General features: G+C 64.7%; 18 protein-coding genes. 12 read left to right on the forward strand and 6 right to left on the reverse strand.

Annotated features, from left to right (window positions below; translation table 11 throughout):
- Positions 1–84: 84 nt before the first annotated feature.
- Positions 85–2,343, reverse strand: a complete 2,259-nt coding sequence (locus tag IB273_RS05095) for a TonB-dependent receptor (RefSeq protein WP_192223419.1) — start codon at positions 2,341–2,343, stop codon at positions 85–87.
- 233 nt (positions 2,344–2,576) lie between these two features.
- On the opposite strand from IB273_RS05095, the gene IB273_RS05100 reads away from it, so the two are divergent.
- Entirely contained in the window at positions 2,577–3,617 is a 1,041-nt protein-coding gene (locus tag IB273_RS05100; protein WP_192223420.1) for a LacI family DNA-binding transcriptional regulator, read from the forward strand.
- Positions 3,618–3,819: 202 nt separating this feature from the next.
- Here the strand turns inward: IB273_RS05100 and IB273_RS05105 are convergent, their stop codons facing one another.
- A complete protein-coding gene (locus IB273_RS05105; RefSeq protein ID WP_192223421.1) occupies positions 3,820–4,461 on the reverse strand; it encodes a phosphoribosyltransferase in 642 nt (213 codons plus the stop codon).
- A 301-nt stretch (positions 4,462–4,762) separates the two neighbouring features.
- On the opposite strand from IB273_RS05105, the gene IB273_RS05110 reads away from it, so the two are divergent.
- The 5 genes from IB273_RS05110 (at position 4,763) to IB273_RS05130 (ending at position 9,865) form a co-directional block, all read left to right on the forward strand.
- On the forward strand, positions 4,763–7,312 hold the full coding sequence (locus IB273_RS05110; RefSeq protein ID WP_081519883.1) for an EAL domain-containing protein: 2,550 nt from the start codon (positions 4,763–4,765) through the stop codon (positions 7,310–7,312).
- A 345-nt stretch (positions 7,313–7,657) separates the two neighbouring features.
- Positions 7,658–7,927: a hypothetical protein gene (locus IB273_RS05115; RefSeq protein ID WP_192223422.1), complete on the forward strand. Its 270-nt coding sequence runs from the start codon at positions 7,658–7,660 to the stop codon at positions 7,925–7,927.
- A gap of 283 nt (positions 7,928–8,210) precedes the next feature.
- Entirely contained in the window at positions 8,211–8,693 is a 483-nt protein-coding gene (locus IB273_RS05120) for a Bro-N domain-containing protein (RefSeq protein WP_081519885.1), read from the forward strand.
- A 540-nt stretch (positions 8,694–9,233) separates the two neighbouring features.
- Positions 9,234–9,626 carry a response regulator gene (locus tag IB273_RS05125; RefSeq protein WP_081519886.1) on the forward strand — a complete coding sequence of 131 codons (393 nt, stop codon included), beginning with the start codon at positions 9,234–9,236 and terminating at the stop codon, positions 9,624–9,626.
- A gap of 65 nt (positions 9,627–9,691) precedes the next feature.
- On the forward strand, positions 9,692–9,865 hold the full coding sequence (locus IB273_RS05130; protein WP_167523186.1) for a hypothetical protein: 174 nt from the start codon (positions 9,692–9,694) through the stop codon (positions 9,863–9,865).
- Positions 9,866–9,976: 111 nt separating this feature from the next.
- Here IB273_RS05130 and IB273_RS05135 read toward each other — a convergent pair whose 3' ends face one another.
- Positions 9,977–10,144, reverse strand: a complete 168-nt coding sequence (locus IB273_RS05135) for a general stress protein (RefSeq protein WP_081519887.1) — start codon at positions 10,142–10,144, stop codon at positions 9,977–9,979.
- A 334-nt stretch (positions 10,145–10,478) separates the two neighbouring features.
- Here IB273_RS05135 and IB273_RS05140 point away from each other — a divergent pair, with 334 nt between their 5' ends.
- Positions 10,479–10,703, forward strand: a complete 225-nt coding sequence (locus tag IB273_RS05140; RefSeq protein ID WP_081519888.1) for a hypothetical protein — start codon at positions 10,479–10,481, stop codon at positions 10,701–10,703.
- A gap of 6 nt (positions 10,704–10,709) precedes the next feature.
- Here IB273_RS05140 and IB273_RS05145 read toward each other — a convergent pair whose 3' ends face one another.
- Positions 10,710–10,970, reverse strand: coding sequence for a hypothetical protein (locus IB273_RS05145; protein ID WP_192223829.1), 261 nt, complete (start codon positions 10,968–10,970; stop codon positions 10,710–10,712).
- Positions 10,971–11,155: 185 nt separating this feature from the next.
- Here IB273_RS05145 and IB273_RS05150 point away from each other — a divergent pair, with 185 nt between their 5' ends.
- Both IB273_RS05150 and IB273_RS05155 read left to right on the forward strand, forming a co-directional pair.
- Positions 11,156–11,395: a hypothetical protein gene (locus IB273_RS05150; RefSeq protein WP_139791649.1), complete on the forward strand. Its 240-nt coding sequence runs from the start codon at positions 11,156–11,158 to the stop codon at positions 11,393–11,395.
- 94 nt (positions 11,396–11,489) lie between these two features.
- A complete protein-coding gene (locus IB273_RS05155) occupies positions 11,490–11,735 on the forward strand; it encodes a hypothetical protein (protein ID WP_081519891.1) in 246 nt (81 codons plus the stop codon).
- Here IB273_RS05155 and IB273_RS05160 read toward each other — a convergent pair.
- Complete coding sequence (locus tag IB273_RS05160) at positions 11,732–11,962, reverse strand: hypothetical protein (RefSeq protein ID WP_192223423.1); 231 nt, start codon at positions 11,960–11,962, stop codon at positions 11,732–11,734. The genes IB273_RS05155 and IB273_RS05160 overlap by 4 nt on opposite strands.
- A gap of 110 nt (positions 11,963–12,072) precedes the next feature.
- Complete coding sequence (gene ssuD, locus IB273_RS05165; RefSeq protein ID WP_192223424.1) at positions 12,073–13,215, reverse strand: FMNH2-dependent alkanesulfonate monooxygenase; 1,143 nt, start codon at positions 13,213–13,215, stop codon at positions 12,073–12,075.
- Positions 13,216–13,596: 381 nt separating this feature from the next.
- On the opposite strand from ssuD, the gene epsC reads away from it, so the two are divergent.
- From epsC to IB273_RS05180, 3 genes are all read left to right on the forward strand, one after another.
- A complete protein-coding gene (gene epsC, locus IB273_RS05170) occupies positions 13,597–14,550 on the forward strand; it encodes a serine O-acetyltransferase EpsC (RefSeq protein ID WP_139791650.1) in 954 nt (317 codons plus the stop codon).
- 341 nt (positions 14,551–14,891) lie between these two features.
- Complete coding sequence (gene dapA / locus IB273_RS05175; RefSeq protein WP_192223425.1) at positions 14,892–15,758, forward strand: 4-hydroxy-tetrahydrodipicolinate synthase; 867 nt, start codon at positions 14,892–14,894, stop codon at positions 15,756–15,758.
- Positions 15,759–16,074: 316 nt separating this feature from the next.
- Complete coding sequence (locus IB273_RS05180) at positions 16,075–19,068, forward strand: autotransporter outer membrane beta-barrel domain-containing protein (RefSeq protein WP_192223426.1); 2,994 nt, start codon at positions 16,075–16,077, stop codon at positions 19,066–19,068.
- The last annotated feature ends 176 nt before the right edge of the window (positions 19,069–19,244 follow it).

Genomic DNA, 19,244 nt, shown 5'->3' on the forward strand with positions numbered 1-19,244 from the left:
GGGAGGGACGCAAGGCGGCGTGGGTGTTGTTGTCGACGGCGCCGGGGCGAGCCGGCGCCGCGAATTGCTCAGCCTGGGTGGCGATCAGAAATCCTTGCGCAACTCGACGCCGAAATAGCGGCCGTCGTCGCGCGGCACCATGCGGTAGACGTAGCTGCCGCCCGTGGCCAGCAGGGGCGAATAGGACTTGTCGGTGAGGTTCTTGCCCAGCAGGGCGACGCGCCAGCCGTCGTTGTAGTCGGCCAGGGCAATGCTGGCGCCCCACAGGCCGTAGGCGCCCTGGATGGTGTCGGGGTTCTGGCTGAGGTCGTACTGCACCTTGTCCTGCCAGCTGTAGTCGGTGCCGAGCTCCACATCCAGGCCGTTGTCCAGCGGGATGCTGTAGTCGGCGCGCACGTAGCTCTTCCAGTCCGGCGAGAAAGGCAGCGGTTTGCCGTCGACGTTGCAGGCGGCCGCGGCGCCCGCCGGGCAGGCGAAGCTGTCGATGCGCGCCTTGGTGTAGGCAACGGCACCGGAGACCTTCAGCTGGCGGGTGGCCTGGTAGCTGAAGTCCAGCTCGGCGCCCTCGGTCTTCACCTTGCCGGCGTTGATCAGGCGGGTCACCACCTGGCCTGCGACGGTGTCGTAGAAGTTCGCCTGGTAGTTGTCGTAGACGGTGTGGAATACCGCGAGGTTGGCGGTCAGGCGGTTGTCCAGCGCGGTGGCCTTCAGGCCCGCTTCCCAGGAGTTGGAGGTCTCCGGCTTGAGCGCCTCGGTGTCGCGCGGCTGCATGTTGAAGAACACGTTGTAGGCCGGGCCCTTGTAGCCGCGCGAGTAGGTCAGGTAGCTGGTGAGCTGCTCGCTGAGGTCGTACTGAAGGCCCAGGCGGCCGGACCAGCCGTCTTCATCGGTGGAGCCGGAGCTGGACGTGGACGGCTGGATGCCGGTCACCGCCGTGGCCGAAGTGGATCGGCGGCGATGGTCGTATTCCAGATCATCGTGGGTGTAGCGCAGGCCCGCGATGCCACGGAAGTCATCGGTGAAGTTCAGCGTGCTCTCGCCGAACACCGCGTAAGTGTCGCTGCGCGTGCTGTAGTCGGCCACGCCGGTGTTCTGCGCGGTGGTAGAGGTCACCACGCGGCGGTAGGTCTCGTCGTCCACGGCGTGCATGTAGTACAGGCCGCCGACGTATTCGAGGAACTCGCCTTTGGGCGAGGCCAGGCGCAGTTCCTGGGAATACTGGTCGTAGTTCAGCTCGCCCTTGTCGTGGGAGCTGGGGATGCTCGCGGTGACCTGGGAAAGGCGGTCGCCATCCTGCCACTGGGTATTGTCCCAGCCGCGCCAGGCGCTGATGGAAGTCAGGGTGTAGTCGCCCAGGTTCCAGTCCAGTTGCGCCGACAGGCCCTTGTTGGTGTCGTCGACGTGGGTGCGGTAGTCGCTGTTGATCTTGCGGTTGTCGCTGTCCGCCGTCACCGGGCGCAGGGCACTGGCGAAGGCCGCGCTGGAAGTGCTGGTGATGACGCCGCTGGGGCTGTCATCGTTGCCCTTCATGTAGTCGGCGATCAGGGTGACCTTGAGGTCGTCGTTCGGGGTGATCTCGAACTTCGTGCGCGCGCCGGCGCGGTTGTAGCCGTTCACCTCGTGGCCGTTGTAGACGTTGTCCACGTTGCCGTCGTAGCTGCCCAGCAGGGTGGTGACGCTGGCCTTGAGCTTGCCGGGGATCAGCGTGCCGCCGATGCCGAAGCGGGTGCGGTTCTCGTTGCCGCCGCCAAAATGCGAGTAGTCGATGTAGCCGGTGGTTTCGTCCGGCACTTCGCGGGTGACCACGTTGAGCACGCCGGCCGACGCGTTCTTGCCGAACAGCGTGCCCTGCGGGCCGCGCAGCACTTCGATGCGCTCGACGTCGAGCAGGTCCAGGGTCGCCTGGCCGGGACGGCCGAGCACCACGCCGTCGATCACCGTCGAGACGCTCGGCTCGACGCCGGGGGAGGTGGAGATGGTGCCCACGCCACGGACGAACAGCGAGGTGTCCTTGTTCGAGGCGCCGGTGCGGAAGTTCAGGGTCGGTACCTGCTGGACGATGCTCGACACGTTGTTGCGGTTGTCGCGTTCCAGTTGCTCGCCATCGATCACCGAGACGGCCACCGGCACCTTCTGCAGCGACTCTTCGCGGCGGGTGGCGGTGACAGTCACGGCTTTCAATGTCGGCGCCGCATCGGCGGACTGGTTGTCGCCATGGCTGGTTTCGGCTGCCTGCACGCTGCAGGCCAGAGCGCCGATCACGCTGGCGATGCCCAGCGCCAGTGCGCTGCGCCGGCCAGTGAATTGTGGACGGCCGAGCGCCCCCCGTTGTTGCGATTGCATAGCCACTCCTTCGTGCCCTGGTCCGCCCTCGGTTCTCTTTGCCGGGGCGCCTTTTTCTGCGGGACTGTCATGAGCGCTCGCTCGTGCGAGTGGCTGGGATCGTTGCGGACAGTTTGTGTTGTTAGCGCTAACATCGGCGAGTATCCTGAATCGCCAGATAGATCGTCAAATAATTAAAAATTACGTTTATATTCCTGAAATATAAGTTCAGGACCCATAGCAGGAGTGCCGGTTTGGCCAGTCAGACACCCCGAAAGCGCCGCGGCGCAGGACGCGTAACGCTGACCGCGGTTGCCGAACGCGCGGGCGTTTCCGCCATCAGCGTGTCGCGCTATTTCAACCAGCCGGCGCAGCTGTCGGATGACCTGCGCGAGCGGATCGGCGCGGCGGTGGAGGAGTTGGGCTACGTGCCCAACCAGGTGGCTGGCGGGCTGGCTTCGGCGCGGGGCAGGGTAGTGGGGATGGTGGTGCCGAACATTTCCGGGCCGATCTTCGCCGACACCATCCAGGCCTTCAGCGACACCCTGGCCGCCCACGGCTACCAACTGCTGCTGGCCTCCAGCTACTTCTCCGAGGACAAGGAAGAAAGCGCCGTGCGTGCCTTCCTCGGCTGGAACCCGGCGGCGCTGGTGCTCACCAGCCACTTCCACAGCGCTGCCACCGAGAAACTGATCGCGGCGGCGGACATGCCGGTGGTGGAGGTCTGGGACTACCAGCCCGAGCGCGCGCCGATCCAGGTCGGCTTCTCCCATTACCAGGTCGGTGTCGATGCGGTGCGCCACCTGCATGGCAAGGGCTATCGGCGCATCGCCTTCGTACAGAACAGCGCGCCCGGCGACTTCAGCGCCCTGGACCGTCGCGACGGCTACGCCGACACCCTGCGCGAACTGGGCGGCGAGCCGTGGATGTTCGTGCCCACCGAAAGCGCGCCCTTCGAAGCCGGGCGGCAGGCCATGGAAGCGCTGATGGCGCGGGGGGCGCAGCGGCCGGAGGCGATCATCTTCGCCAACGACAACCTCGCCGCCGGCGGCCTGCTGGCCGGTCAGCGCGCCGGCTTGAAGATTCCCGAGGATTGCGCGGTGCTGGGTTTTGGCGACTACCCCTTCGCGCCGATGCTGCTGCCCAGCCTGTCCACCATCAAACCGCCGGCCCGCGAGATCGGCGAGATCGCCGCGCTGCGGGTGTTGCAGTCGATTGGCGTGGTGCCGCTGGAGGGAGCGGTGGAGCGGCTGAACCTGCTCAGTTGCCGGGTACTGGAACGCGAAAGCGCCTGAGGTGCGCGCCAGCCGTACCTGGGCACCGTCTGCCCCGTTGACGGATCGCGGACGTTGCCCAGCATCGCGGCAATGGTCTGGCAGACGATTGGACCTGTAGGAACGGGCCATGCCCGCGAACCGCGGACAAAGTCCGCGTATTCCTGCATGCATTGAAGCCGTGAGCCCTTCTCACGGATCGCTCACTCCTACTCGGGGCCCGTTACTTGGCCAGCAGGTCGATCACTTCCTGGTCGCTGAGTGGGTGGAAATCGCGGTAATGGTCGCCCACCGCGCGGAACGGCGACGGGGTATCCAGACACACCAGCGCATCCACCTCATCACGCAGCTTCTGCACGGTTTCCGCCGGGCCGACCGGCACGGCCAGCACCACCTTGTGCGGGTGCTGCGCACGCAGGCACTTGAGCGCGGCGCGCATGCTGCTACCGGTAGCGAGGCCGTCGTCGACCACGATCAGGTCGCGATCCTCCAGTTGCGCCGGAGCCTTCACTCCACGGTAGAGCACGCGGCGGCGCTCCAGCTCGCGGAGCTGCTCCAGCACCTGCTGCTCGAACCACTCCGGCGGCGGGTCGAAGCGCTCGATCATCTGCTCGTCCACCACCCAGTTCGGCTCGGGGCCATCGACGATGGCGCCGAGGACGAACTCCTCGTTGCCCGGTGCGCCGATCTTGCGCACCAGCAACACGTCCAGCGGGGCGCCGAGGATGCGGGCGATCTCCTTGGCAACCGGTACGCCGCCACGGGGCAGGGCGAGGACCAGCGGGGCGACCAGGGGCATGTCGCGCAGGACCATCGCCAGGGCGATTCCGGCGTGGCGGCGGTTGGTGTAGCGCGGACTGGGCATCTGAACCTCCTTTCGCGAGTCACAGCAGCTTGTCCAGGGTGATGGGCAGCTCGCGGATGCGTTTCCGGTTGGAGGTTAGACGGACCTTTCGGCGCCTGCGACCTGCCGGAAAGCGATTGCGCCCGCGCCCAGCCCGGACGAGCTGGGCGCGGGCGGGCCTGCTGTGGGCTGTGAGCTAGAACCCTATCGAAGGTTCAGGTATTGCGCGCGAACGGTCGCCGGCTCCCTGCGCCCGGCGCTCAGGTTGAACATCCGCACGCCCCGTCACTCCTAGTGGTAAGTCCTCCCAGAAGAGACGCCGATGAATACCCATGTCACCCGGCTTGCCGCGCCACGCGAGATATCCGCCCAGCGCACTGTCACCTGGCATCTGACGCTGTTCATCCTGATCCTGATCGGGGCGCTGGGGGTGAGCGGGGCGGTAATGGGGCACATCGCAGCGCTGCAGGATGAGATGGCCCGGGAGCAGACACGGTTCTACGCCGGCAAGGCACTGCAGAACCGCATCGCCGCCTCGGAATCCCTGATCCGCACCTACGCCTTCTGGAACGACGCCTACCGATACCTCAGTCCGCCGCTCAACGCTGACTGGGCCTACCGCGAGGACAACGTCGGCCCGCTGCTGTACACCGCCAACGAGTACGAGATGGTCTGTGTGCTCAACCAGGCCGGCGAGGAGTACGTGATGCGCGACGGCCAGCCGACGCGCAGCCACTGCACCCGCGAGATGCCGGTGAACCTCGACGAGCTGCGCGATGCCGCTACGGTGGCGGCGCGGCGTGACGCAGTGGTAACGCGTTATGTGACCCTGGGCGATCAGCCAGCCATTGCCACCGCCGCACTGGTTCGCCCCACACGAGCCAACCCGCCGCTGGACGGCCCGTTGATGATCTTCGTCGACCGGCTCACCCCCGCAAAACTGCAGAAGATCGCGCGGGATTTCGGCCTGATCGCGCTGCAGGTGCGCGCTGACGATGTCCGGGTCAGCGACGGCAGCGCCGTCGACCTGGGTGATTCCGGTTTCGAACTCAGCTGGCGCACCCCCACGCCCGGCAGCGACATGCTGCATCGAATGGCCGGCGTGTGGGCGGCCGTGGTGCTGCTGGTGTTCATCTTCCTGGTCTGGCTGATCCGCGCTTCGCTGACCAACGCGCGGGTAGTCGATCACTATCAGCGCAGCCTGAAGAGCACCAATCAGGCGCTGGAAACCAGTGAACAGCGCTTCAAGGCTGTTGCCGAGGCCAGTTCCGACTGGATATGGGAAACCGACGAGAGCTTCCGGCTGACCTATCTTTCCGCGCGCTTCGAGACATTGACCGGCTACCGCATCGATGACTGGATCGGGCGGCGGATCGATGACCTGATCACCTGCGACACGACGAGCCTGGTCGCCTGGCTGGAGAAGATTCCCCAGGAAGGCCACTCCACCACGCTGACCTGCGGGTTTCGCGACGCCCACGGGCTGCGGCGCATCTGCAAGTTCACGGCGTCCGGTGCGGGCGGGCTCGGTTATCGCGGCACCAGCGCCGACATCACCCACGAGGTCGAAGCCCACGCGCGTATCCAGCACCTGTCGCTGCACGACGCCCTGACCGGGCTGCCCAACCGCGCCAAGCTCGCCAGCTTCATGGATGACCTGCTGGGCAGCGGTCGCGAGGATCAACTGGCCGTGCTGATGCTCGACCTGGATCGCTTCAAGCCCATCAACGACACGCTCGGCCACCCGGCCGGCGATGCCGTGCTGCAGATAGTCGCCGAGCGCCTGCGCGATTCGATCCGCGGCGAGGACCTGGTGGCGCGCCTGGGCGGCGACGAGTTCGTCATCGTCGACAGCCAGTCCCAGGGGCGCGATGACGCCGAGGCTTTCTGCCGGCGCCTGGTGGCCATCATCAATCAGCCCATCGAGTACAACGGCAACCTGCTGCACATCGGCACCAGCATTGGCATCGTGCTCTCGGGCGATGCCCAGGGCGACGCCCAGAACCTGCTGCGCTGCGCGGACGTGGCGATGTACGAAGCCAAGACCGCCGGACGTAACGCCTGGCGCTTCTATTCCGAGCACATGGACCTGCAACTGAAGGCGCGCAAGCGCAGCGAGACCGAACTGCGCGAGGCCCTGCGCGAGGGCCAGCTGGAGCTGTACTACCAGCCGCGCTACCGCATCGGTGACCTGGCCATCGTCTCCGCCGAGGCACTACTGCGCTGGAATCACCCCTCGCGCGGGTTGGTGGGGCCGGAGGAGTTCATCAAGCTGGCCGAGGAGAGCGACCTGATCATCGATATCGGCGAATGGGTGCTCGCGCAGGCTTGCCGCGAGGCGGCCGGTTGGCCGGGTTCGATGCTGGTGTCGGTGAACATCTCGCCCAGCCAGTTCACCCACGCCGACATCGTCAGTCAGGTAAAACGGGCGCTGGTGGACTCGGGACTGGCCGCCGAGCGGCTGGAACTGGAGGTCACCGAGAACACCATGCTGGGCGACGTGGAGTGCGCGCTGCTGACCATGCAGGCGCTCAAGGAACTGGGCGTGAAGCTGAACATGGACGACTTCGGCACCGGCTACTCGTCCCTGGGCTACTTGCGCGCGTACCCGTTCGACAGCATCAAGATCGACCGGCGCTTCGTTGCCACCCTCGACACCACCGGCCGCGACCGCTCCATCGTCCAGGCCATCATCGGCCTGGGCAGGGCGCTGAACCTGGCGGTCACTGCCGAGGGCGTGGAAACCGAAGATCAGCTGCGCATCCTCGAAGACGAGCAATGTGGCGAAGTGCAGGGCTTTCTGTTCAGCGAAGCGGTGGACCGGAAAAGCCTGGCTCGCCTGCTGGAGAAAACCCAGGTGGCGGCAGGTTAGGCCAGCCCAGCGCCGAGCCAGCGTGTACCGGCAGGGCAAAAAGAAGGCCCCGTCGGAAAGGGGCCAGGGGAAAGTCTGGGAAGTGTCCTTACCCTAACAGTCTGGCCTGTCGTGCCAAGCAACTTGTGGCGATAGGCCGTTTCGGTTGAGGGCATATGCCCCGTCGTGACGAAGCCGGCAGCGACGCCCCTTGTAAGAGCAGGCCATGCCCGCGAAATCGCCGACAGGCGATCTTGCGTATACGGACCTTTCTCCACGGCTGAAAAGAACGAGCCTACATACACCTCACCCGATATCCCTCCATCCTCCACCGCACTTCATCGGCATGCGGCGGAGGAGTTCGACATGCAGATCCATCAGGGCGAAAGCAAGGTCGGCGACGTACTGTCCCTCAACATCCTTCAGGGCGAAGCCGGGGAGCGGTTGATCCACCTGCTGCTGACCCAGGGCATCGAGATCGAGGTGAAGGCCATCGCGGAAAATTCCGTCACCCTCGCGGTGCGTGCACCGGGCGGCATGATGATCGTCGAGGAAATCGCCGCACCAGTCGGAGCCGCGCTTCTTCAGCCAGTTGATATCCGACAGATTGACCTGGCACAGAACGGAAACCCCTGACGCACCAACCGCATTGCGGTCTTACAAGCCTGCTGCTTAGCGTTCTCTCCGCCACGGAACAGCCGTGGCCAGGTGTGGAAGCCTGTGGACATCGCTAGCGCTGTAGTGAGGACGGCTCAACCGGCATTTGCCAGTTGGTGCGCCCTCGGTTGTCTATGGCGGACCGTGTGAGGCGGGCTATTGCCCGACCGGTCTATGGCGATGTCCACCGGCTTCCACCCTCGCACGGTCCGCCTCCCTTTCGGGTGGCGGCTCATCCAGCTGTACATGGAGTGACCGCAAGATGAAATCCCTTGATTTCCCGGCCGACAACGGCCTGCACTGCCAGAACTTCCAGCGCTTCGACCGCACCTTGCGCGGGCTGATGCTCGACCGCCAGCCGTGGTTCGTCGCCCGCGACCTGGCCCGCCTGACCAATACCCATTTGAGCGCCCACGTCCCGCGCAAGCTCGACCCCGACCAGTACCGTCGGGAACGACTGGCCGGCGGGCGCGAGGACGAACTGCTGGTCAGCGAAAGCGGCCTTTACACACTGCTGCTGGTGTACTTCTTCCACCCGGAGAACCGTAACCTGCGCCAGTGGTTGAGCAACGAAGTGGTGCCCGTGCTGCGCGATTCGCAGCAGCAGTTCGGTACCGGTCCGCGCCATTTCCAGCGCGAGGTCCAGGGCCATTCACTGGCGATGTTGCAATGGCAGGGGGGCGTCTGGATGCGCCTGAGCGACGCCGCGCGCCTGCTGGAGGGCGAGGAGCGGGCAGGGCGCTGAAACATCACTGCATGGCCCGCCCCTGCAACACCCTGCAGGAGCGGGCCATGCCCGCGAACCGCGGACAAAGTCCGCGCCTTCCTCCGACCTTCAACCCCGTGAGCCCTGCTCACGGGGCGCGGGCGCGGCCCGCTCCTACAAGGTAGCCCCAGCCGCCACCTCGACTGTAGGAGCGGGCCATGCCCGCGAACCCCGGACAAAGTCCGCGCCTTTCTCCGATCTTCAACCCCGTGGGCCCTGCTCACGGGTCGCGGGCGCGGCCCGCTCCTACAGGGTGCCCCTGCCGCTACCTCGACTGTAGGAGCGGGCCATGCCCGCGAATCGCCGTCAGGCGGTGCCTCGACTTCGAATTCACCCCGCCCCGACCGGGCATTCTGCATCGAACAATCGGTGCATTCGGGCGTTCTGCTACTGGCGCCGTGCAATCACCTGATGTGCAAACCGCTCTGCGCCGAGCCTCTGGCCGACAGCGCCAAACAGGCGTGGAACTTGCTGCACGAACCTCTCTCAAGCCCTGACTCGAAAAGGAAGAGGCACAACATGCAGACACACGACAGCAAGATGGTGCTGGTCCTCGAGGAAAGGCCCGAGCAACTCCAGCGCCTGGAAGACCACCTGCTCGGCCAGGGCCACGCGGTACTCAGTGCTTTAAGCGAGGAAGAAGCCATCGAGCACCTGGTGTCGTCCTCGGTCATCGACCTGTTCCTGATCGACGAGCAACTCACCGGGCCACTGACGGGCGCTGCCCTGATCGAAGCCTGCCTGCCGCTGCGCCCGCGCATGCGCGTGCTGGTGCTGTCGCCCTGGGCAGAGAAGGGCGAGGAGGGCGCGCCTTACCCCGTGCTGCCCAAGTCGGCGGACCTCGACGAACTCGAAGGTGCCATTCAGCGCACGTTGCTCAGCCCGCCCGTGCAACCCTGGATGCTGAACTAGACTCCTGCGCAACAAAGGCCGTCCGATCAGCGGAACGGCCGCCTTCACCGGGGAGGAGAAGCACCATGCATGCATACCTGATCCGCTACAGCCGCAATGGCCAGTCCATGAGCACCGTGTTGCGACAGGAAAGCCTGAGTCGCGAGCAGGCACAGAAATTCGTCCGCGCACTGCATGGCCCGGTCGGGCGCGATTCGCGCTCGGATATCCAGGTGAGCGAGGTGCTCTGCACCCAGTGATCGGGAGCCTGACGCTCCATGAAAAACGGCGCCGATCCTTCGGCGCCGTTTTCGTACTTGCGCGATGTGCAACGAGCTGGCGAGCGTGGAAACGCCTCGCCAGCCCGGCGATCAGTGGCCGCTGTGGCTGCGCTGACCTCCCTTGCGGCCCGCGTCGGATGCGCGCGCCGGATCATTCTTGAAGTTGCCGCCACTGTGCTGGCCGCCTTTCCTGCCGGCTTCGGAAGCACGTTGGGGGTCTTCTGCAAAGTTGCCTTTACCGCCTCTATGTTCGGCCATGGGAACTACTCCGTGGGCAATGTATGTGAGAAATGAATAGGCGAATGCCGTGCATTCCCTTCATCCGAAACATATCGCGCAGGGGTGTTCGACTCTTTTTCAGAACGATCCGTCATGGCGGCGGCAAAAAATCGTTATATGTAAAGTCTTGCCGTCGGTCCGGGCTGGTTTATTGGCGAAGCCGGAAAATGGCCGTAGCGCCCGGCTCAAGCCGCTCAAATCGTTGACCTTTGCGCGGTGGCGACGAAATAGGCGAAACGGGTGATGGCCAGTGGCCGCGGTTCCATTCCCGGCGCAGCGGCGCAGGATAGGCGCAGCAACGCAGGAGAACCCCATGAATCCGCCAAGCTGTCACGATGTCGCCGAGCTCCTTCACCGGAGCTATCCGCTGTTCGACTTCACCTGCGACCGACAGGAAGACGGCCGTTACCTGATCAGCCTGCAGAGCCGCTATACCTCCACACCGCCAACCAATGTGATCGGCATTCACGGCAATGAGCTGCGCACCGACCGACAGGTAAGAGACCTTGGCATGGAGCTGATCTGCGGGTTGATGTAGGACTTTTCAGACGACTCGTTTGCGCAGTCGGGCAATGAGCTTCTGCCGCTGCTCGCTGTCCGCTTCCCAGACCTTGCCGTCCAGTGCATGGCAGATCAGCCAGATTTCCTCGTTGTTGAGCATCACTGCACCGCCACCGGACTCCGCCCGGCGCTTGCGATACGCGGCCTGTTTCTCGGCGTTGGTCATGGCGCCTTCCTTGCGGGGGCGGCCCTTGCGCGGCGTTTCGAAGGCGTCGCGAGTGGCTTTGTCCTTGGCGTCTTTCATGCTGGCTCTCTTGAAGGTCTGGTAACGCGTTACCGAAATCTGATCGATCCCATGGTAACGCGTTACTAATAATAGCTGTAGCTGCAGGCCCCGCCAATCGTCGGCTGGCGGGGTGGGGAAGATAAAACCGGGCTATTCCTGCAATGCACACCCACAAGCACGCACCGACAAGGAAGGAGGCTGACGTGGAACGACTGCGAAAGGTACTGATGGCCTCGGCTTTCAACGAGACCTGCGTGGTTCAGGTGCTGCGTGAGGCCGCACTCAAGGCCGCCACTCCCGATACGGCAACGGCGCTGATGGCGGCCGCGTTGTTGCTGGAACACGACGCCGAAACCCTGCTTCACGCCGCCCACCGGATCGACCTCGTCCTGCACCATGCACCTGCCGAAGGCGGCACGATCTCCCTGGTCGTGATGGACTGAGCCGCATGCCGATGGCCTGGTCGCCATTCTCTTTGAACCGCCCACGCCGACGCCCGGTCAGTGCTTGAAATACAGCCAGATACCCGGAGGCGCCATGCAGGACGAATCCCTGACAAAGCGGTACCACGTCAGCTTTGTGAGAGATGGACGGGCGTTCGAATTCGAGGCCGAAGACGAGTCCATGAGCGAGGCGCGGGCGTGGAGCCATGTCGCGCGACACCTGCATATTCCGACCCACGACCTGCGCGGCTACCAGAAGCGCTACCACACCATCCGGCGCAATGTGGAGGCGCACAACGTGCAGGACGTTTCCTTTCGAGCGGTGGGGGCTGGCGACTAGGAAAGTGCCTCAGACTTGAGCGCGGCGAGGCTTACGTCGCTGATGGTGATGCCGCAGGCGCCCAGCCACAATTCGACCTCCGCGGTGGCGTGCAACGGACGGGGTTGCTCGGGAAATTCACGGACGTAGATGGAAAAGGCGACGGCCTTGATGTGAGGGAGAGTTCGCGCGCGCATGAACAGATGGCGGTCCTCGCCATTGAATCGATACTCGATCAGCCAGTGCATGTCGTCCTGCTTCCTTGGCAGAGCCGACCTGCAGAATGGGCTTGGGCAAGAGTAGCCCCTGATCACTCAGGGGCAATGCCGGCCATCGGCCGAGCGCTCTGGATTGAGCTTCAGGCGGCCGCTTCCGTGGTTTTCTCGCGCCCGGCACGTACGTCGAAGGCGCCGCCGGTAAGTACACCGTCCACCGTCACGCGGCCCTTGCCGGGCAGCAGCGGGAACACCAGTTCGGCGAAGCGATAAGCCTCTTCCAGATGCGGATAACCCGACAGCACGAAGCTGTCGACGCCCAGCGCGGCGTACTCCAGCAAGCGTTCGGCAACGGTTTGCGGATCGCCCACCAGCGCCGTGCCGGCGCCACCGCGCACCAGCCCGACACCGGCCCAGAGGTTCGGCGCCACTTCCAGCTTGTTGCGATCACCGCCATGCAGCGCAGCCATGCGCTGCTGACCGACCGAATCCATCTTCGCGTAGTTGGATTGCGCGGCGGCGATGGTGGCGTCATCCAGGTGGCTGATCAGTTCGTCCGCGGCGGCCCAGGCTTTCTCGTTGGTCTCGCGAACGATGACATGCAGGCGCACACCGAAGCGAACCGTACGCCCCTGGCGCGCCGCGCGTTCGCGCACGTCGGCGATCTTCTCGGCCACGGCGGCGGGCGGCTCGCCCCAGGTCAGGTAGGCATCCACGTGCTTGGCGGCCAGGTCATGTGCGGCGGGGGAGGAGCCGCCGAAGTAGAGCGGTGGGTAGGGTTTCTGCACGGTCGGGAAGAAATTCTGTGCGCCGTTGACCTTCAGGTGCTTGCCGGCGAAATCCACGGTTTCACCTGACAGCAGACGGCGCCAGATGGTCAGGAACTCGTCGGAAGCGGCGTAACGCTCATCATGGCTAAGGAATACGCCGTCAGCTTCCAGTTCGGTGCTGTCGCCGCCGGGCACGACATTGAGCAGCAAGCGACCACCGCTGGCCTGGTCCAGGGTCGCGGCCTGGCGCGCCGAGGCGGTGGGGTTGCCCAGCGAGGTGCGCAGGGCAACCAGCAGCTTGATGCGCTGGGTGACCGGCACCAGGCTGGCAGCCGTTACCCACGGGTCGAGGCAGCTGCTGCCGGTGGGGATCAGCAGGCCGTCATAGCCGAGCTGGTCGGCGGCCACGGCGATCTGCCGCATGTATTCGTTGGTGGCCGGGCGGCCGCTGCTGGAATGGCCCAGGTAGCGGGTGTCGCCGGAAGTCGGCAGGAACCAGAAAATATCGAGACTCATGGGATGTCCTCGTTGCCATCGTCGAAATGGGGCGTCGCCCCGTCGGTGCACGCGTGGCAAGTCTTCATTGGAATTCGGGCCCGGCAGCCGTCGTTGTCGGTGCGTTCGGTCAGGCAGAAAGAGAAGAGGGCGGCTGCATGGCGGGCATTGCACGGCAGCAAGGCCTGTGCCAGAGCGGGAGGCCGCGGTTTTCGCGCCTCTGACGGCAAAAGGGTGTTGCCGCAGCAACATCACTGTTGATTCGCTGTTGCTACAGAAACACTTCGTCCTACGAAAAAGGCATTAGGTTATGCCTTCCGGCGATTTGTCCTGCGCGGCGCGACCGATCAGGATAGGCAATCGTGATTGAAAGCCCCCGTGAATCAAGGAACACAGCAAGCGATGAACGACGCCAATCGACTGAACGAGAATGGCCCGGTGAACTGGCAACTGGCGCAGATCGTCGAGGACCTGCGTGGCGCGCGCAATGAATGGCGCAGCCGCACGGGCCGCCACCCGGAGCAGGGCGGTCGCGAACTGCCTTCGCGCCAGTCCATCGAGGAAGTGGTGGAGCGCCTGGCCAGCGCGCTGTTCCCCATGCGCCTTGGTCCGAACGACCTGCGCGAAGAGAGCGAGGACTTCTTCGTCGGCCATACCCTGGACGCCGCGCTGAATGCGCTGCTGGTACAGGCCCGGCTGGAGCTGCGCTACAGCGCGCGGCAGCGCGGTGATGTGGTGGACGGCCGGGTCGATGAGCATGCCGTGGTGCTGGTGCGCGACTTCGCGCGCGCGCTGCCGGAGATGCGCAGGCTGCTCGATGCCGACGTGATGGCCGCTTACCAGGGCGATCCTGCAGCACGCAGCGTTGACGAGGTACTGCTGTGCTATCCGGGCGTGGTGGCGATCATTCACCACCGTCTCGCGCATCATCTGTACAACGCCGGCCTGCCGCTGCTGGCGCGGATCATCTCGGAGCTGGCGCACTCGGCGACCGGCATCGACATCCACCCTGGCGCGCAGATCGGCAGCAGCTTCTTCATCGACCATGGCACCGGTGTGGTGATCGGAGAAACGGCGATCATCGGCAAACAGGTGCGCATCTATCAGGCCGTGACCCTGGGTGCGAAGCGCTTTACCTCCGACGAAACCGGCCAGCTGCACAAGGGCGAACCGCGTCACCCGATCGTCGAGGACGAAGTGGTGATCTACGCCGGCGCCACCATTCTCGGCCGCGTAACCATCGGCAAGGGCTCGACCATCGGCGGCAACGTCTGGCTGACCCGCAGCGTTCCGCCGGGCAGCCAGGTCAGTCAGGCCAGCCTGCAGCACGATGAGAGCCGTTGCGGAAAGGACTGACCGGCACTACCTGCGGACACGCAAAGCGAAGCGGGGGAGTTGACAGCTCTCCCGCTCCTTCAGCAGTATCCGTCAGACATTTCGCGCAACCTGATATTGGGTAAGAGAGCTCCATGTTCTCCATCTGCAACCACTCGCTCTCCGCTTCGGGCTTCCTTGCCCGGGCCTGCGCGTGCGTTGTCGTTGCCAAGAAATCGAAGAAACAGTCGCTCATTTGACCGGGGCGCTGTCCCGTCAGATGGGCTGACAGGACACAAGGCGCAAGGTCGAACCTCCCTCCCGCTTGATTCCCGCATCCCTCCCTGACGGCGACCCGACGGTCAGCCAACAGGAGTTTTTGCATGTCGAATTTTCGTGGAATCTGGGTGGCACTGGTCACTCCCTTTCGTGATGGTGCGGTGGACTATCCGGCGCTGCAGGGGCTGGTGGCGCAATTGCTGGAACAGGGCGTCGCGGGCTTTGTGGTCTGCGGCACCACGGGCGAGGCGGCCGCGCTGAGCCATGAAGAACAGCTGGAAGTGCTCGATGCCGTGTTGCAGTGGGTGCCCGCGCAGCAGGTGATCATGGGGCTGGCAGGCAACAATCAGCGCGAGCTGCTGACCTTCCTGCAGGACATTCAGCGCCGCCCGGTGGCGGGCGTGCTGGTGCCGGCGCCGTACTACATCCGCCCACCCCAGGCCGGGTTGGAGGCGTTCTTCCGCACCGTGGCCGACGCCGCCAGCGTCCCGGTGGTGCTCTACGACATTCCCTACCGCACCGGCGCGCGCATCGAGCGCGAGACGCTGCGTCGTATCGTGCGCCATCCGAACATCGTGGCGATCAAGGATTGCGCGGGCGATGTGGAAACCACCCTGGCGTTGATTGCGGACGGCCAGGTTGAGGTGCTCACCGGCGAAGACCTGCAGATCTACACCAACCTCTGCCTGGGCGGCGCCGGCGCCATCTCGGCTTCTTCCCATGTGCGCGCCGATCTCTACGTGAAGATGTTCCGGCAGATGGAAGAGGGCGACCTGATCTCCGCGCGACGTACGTTCTACCGGCTGTTGCCGTGGATGCAGGCGGCTTTCGCCGAGCCCAATCCTGCTGCCGTGAAAGGTGCGCTGGCGCTCCAGGGGTTGATCGCCAACGAGGTGCGCGAACCGATGCAGGCTTGCACGCCGACAACGCTGGAGCGTCTGAAAAGCGTGCTGGAGGACTTGGCCGACTAGGCGCTGCCGGCACGCACCCGGTGCTTCGGCTCTAATGTCTGCGCGGATTCTGTACAGGATAAGCTACAAGAATACGCCTGGTAACGCGTTACCTTAAATCGAGCGATTTCCGCGTAACGCGTTACGATCGTGCCAGTACCGGCGTGCCGGAAATTCGAAGGAAACCCAGTAATGACGGGTGTTTGATAAATATTGAGTTCTGCTGACAACATTAAATCCCCCCGCTGTTAACCGTTCGTATCTCCCGATCAAGCCGTGATCTAAGCTCGCCGCCGCTTCAACCCTGTAACAAATAAAACACACCGAGCGGGATCACATGAAGTCCTCCTATAAGCGCCATGGAATGCAGCGCACTTGCGTGCGTGCGCCTCAACTTTCTGCAATCACTCTTGCCCTCGTCGCAGCGAACCTGGCTCCCCAGGTTGCCTGTGCAGGGGTCTATACCGCCTCCAACCAGAGCGAGTTGCAGGCAGCGGTCGTCGCCGCCAACGCCGACGCCGACAGCAGCTCCACGATCAACCTGACCGCCAGCTTTTCCTTCACTGGCGCGACCCTTGTCACGACGAAGTCCATCACCATCGATACCCAGGGCTTCGTGCTGACCAGTATCTACAGCACCATTCCGATCAATTCGAACTACACCTTCGAAGGCACCTACGTCGGCGCGGCGAGTGCAACCACGCCGGGATATGGCCTCGCCGTTGGCAATGGCGTGTTCGTCAATAACGGCACGGTGACCGGCGGCCAGGGCATTGGCAGCAACGTCTCCGGCAATACCGGCCTCGCCGTTTCGACCAGAGCGACGCTCACCAACAACGGCACGATCACCGGCGGCGCTGCGACCAATTTCAATGCGTCCAGCACCGGCCTGGGTTCGGGGGTCTCGCTGGCGAGCACCGCTTCCAACCTGGTGAACTCCGGTAGCGGCGTCATCGTTGGCGGGACCAGCGACGGCGGCGTGTCTGCCGCAGGGGTTTTCAATGGAGTGTCTGTCGGCACCAGTATCATCAACCAGGGCATCATCCGCGGCGGAGCCGCTCTGAACGGCGGTACCGGCGGCATGGGCATCCGCCTCACACAGGGCACCAGCACGATCACCAACTCCGGGCTGATCGAGGCCGGTGACGGTGCTGCGGCGATCTACATGTTCAGGCCCACCGGCAACCTCACCATCGTCAACTCCGGGCGTATCAATGCGGGCAGCGGTTATGCCAACGCCGTCGAGTTCGCCACCGGCGCCGGCCTTTCGACGCTGGAGCTGCAGGCAGGCTCGGACATTCGCGGCAATGTAATCGCGAGCGCGACCAATACCGCCGATATCTTCCGCCTGGGCGGGAACCTCGATGACCAGTTCGACGTATCCAGCCTCGGTGCGCAGTATCAGAACTTCGATATCTTCCAGAAAACCGGCAGCAGCACCTGGTCGCTGATCGGCGACAGTACTGTCACTGCCCCCTGGAACGTACAGCAGGGCACCCTGCAGCTCGGCAACGGCGGCACCAGCGGCACCCTCGCCGGCGATGTAGTCGTCGACAGCGGCGCCACCTTCGCCTTCAACCGCAGCGACACCTATACCTTCAACCGGCAGATCACCGGTGCGGGTGGCGTGGCGCAGAACGGCAGCGGCACTACGCTCCTGACCGACGTCTTCACCTACACCGGCCCGACCACCGTCAACCTCGGCACCCTGGCCATCGACGGCTCGATCACCAGCCCGGTGACGGTGAATGCCCTGGGCACCCTGTCCGGCAGCGGCACTGTGATCGGCAACGTCAGCAACAGTGGCACTATCACCCCAGGCGGCGGTTCCGGCGTGCTGACCATCGATGGCGACTACATCGGCAATGGCGGCGTGGTGGCCGTCAACACCGTACTGGGCGACGACAGCTCGGCGACTGGCCGCCTGGTGATCACCGGCGATACCTCCGGCACTGGTACCATCCGGGTCACCAACGTCGGCGGGCTGGGTGCACCGACCGTGGAAGGCATCAAGCTGATCGACGTCCAGGGCCTGTCCAACGGCCTGTTCACCCTCGCTGGCAACTACACCTATCAGGGCCAGCCGGCTGTCGTGGCGGGCGCCTACGCCTATCGCCTGTACCAGAACGGCGTGACGGCCTCCAATGACGGCGGCTGGTACCTGCGCTCCTCGCTGGATGCGCCGGTCACTCCACCGGTCACTCCACCGGTTACTCCTCCCGTGACTCCGCCCGTGACTCCGCCCGTGACTCCGCCTGTCGAGCCACCCGTGACTCCGCCAGTAACGCCTCCGGTGACACCGCCCGTAGTTCCTCCGGTGACGCCGCCGTCCGGACCGCTGCTGGCGCCGACAGTTGCCCTGTACGAGAGCTACTCCAGCGTCCTGCAGCGCTTCAACGAACTTGGCACCTTGCAGCAGCGCGTCGGCAACCGCTACTGGCAGCCGGACGCCGAGCTGCAAAGCGAAGCGAAAGATGGCCGGCCTGCCATCGGTCGCGGTGCGTGGGTGAGGGCAGAGGGCTCCGATTCGCAGATCGATCCATCGTCCAGCACCAGCAGCGCCAACTACGACGTGCACCTGTGGAAGTTCGAAGCCGGCTTCGACGCACCGGTCTATGAGAGCGACGCCGGCACCCTGGTCGTCGGCCCGACTCTGCATTACGGCACCGCCAACTCCAGCGTGACCTCGAAGTACGGCGATGGCTCCATAGACGTGACCGGCTACGGCTTCGGCGGCGCGGCCACCTGGTACGGCAACGACGGCACCTATGTGGACGGCCAGGCGACTGTCAGCTGGTACGACAGCGACCTGCGCTCTTCGCAGTTGGGCAAGAAGCTGGAGAACGGCAACCGTGGCAACGGTGTGGCCGTTGGCGTTGAAGTCGGCCATCGCGTGGCGCTGAACCAGACCTGGTCGGTGACGCCGCAGGCCCAGCTGAGCTGGTCGCAGGTGAGCTTCGACTCGTTCCGCGACGACTACGACGCCAAGGTCTCCGACGACAACGGCGACAGTCTGGTCTCGCGCCTGGGCGTATCCCTGGACCGCGAAACCCAGTGGACCGCCAGCAACGGCAAGACCAGCCGCTCGCACCTCTACGGCATCACCAACCTGTACTACGACTTCGCCAACGGGACTTCGGCCAACGTGTCGGACCTGCATGTGAAGAGTGAGGAACAGGCGCTGTGGGCCGGCCTGGGTGTCGGCGCATCGCTGAACTGGGACGACGACCGTTCCATGCTCTTCGGCGAACTGCTGGGCCGCACCAGCCTGCAGGACTTCGGCGACAGCCACTCGGTCGGCGCCAAGGTCGGCGTGCGGGTGATGTGGTAAGCGAGGCGCCGAAGAGGCGGGTGAGGGTGTAGGTGACCCAGAAGCTCGGCACGGCATCCACGCCGAGCTTCCACGCTGCGAAAATGGCGGCGAGGAGGGCGCCGCATAGCATCACGCCCACGGTGGTGGACATGATCTTGTTGACCCGGAAGGCCAGCGTGGCCTCCGGGACCTTG

The organism is Pseudomonas sp. PDM19, assembly GCF_014852215.1.
In the GTDB taxonomy this organism is placed as follows: domain Bacteria; phylum Pseudomonadota; class Gammaproteobacteria; order Pseudomonadales; family Pseudomonadaceae; genus Pseudomonas.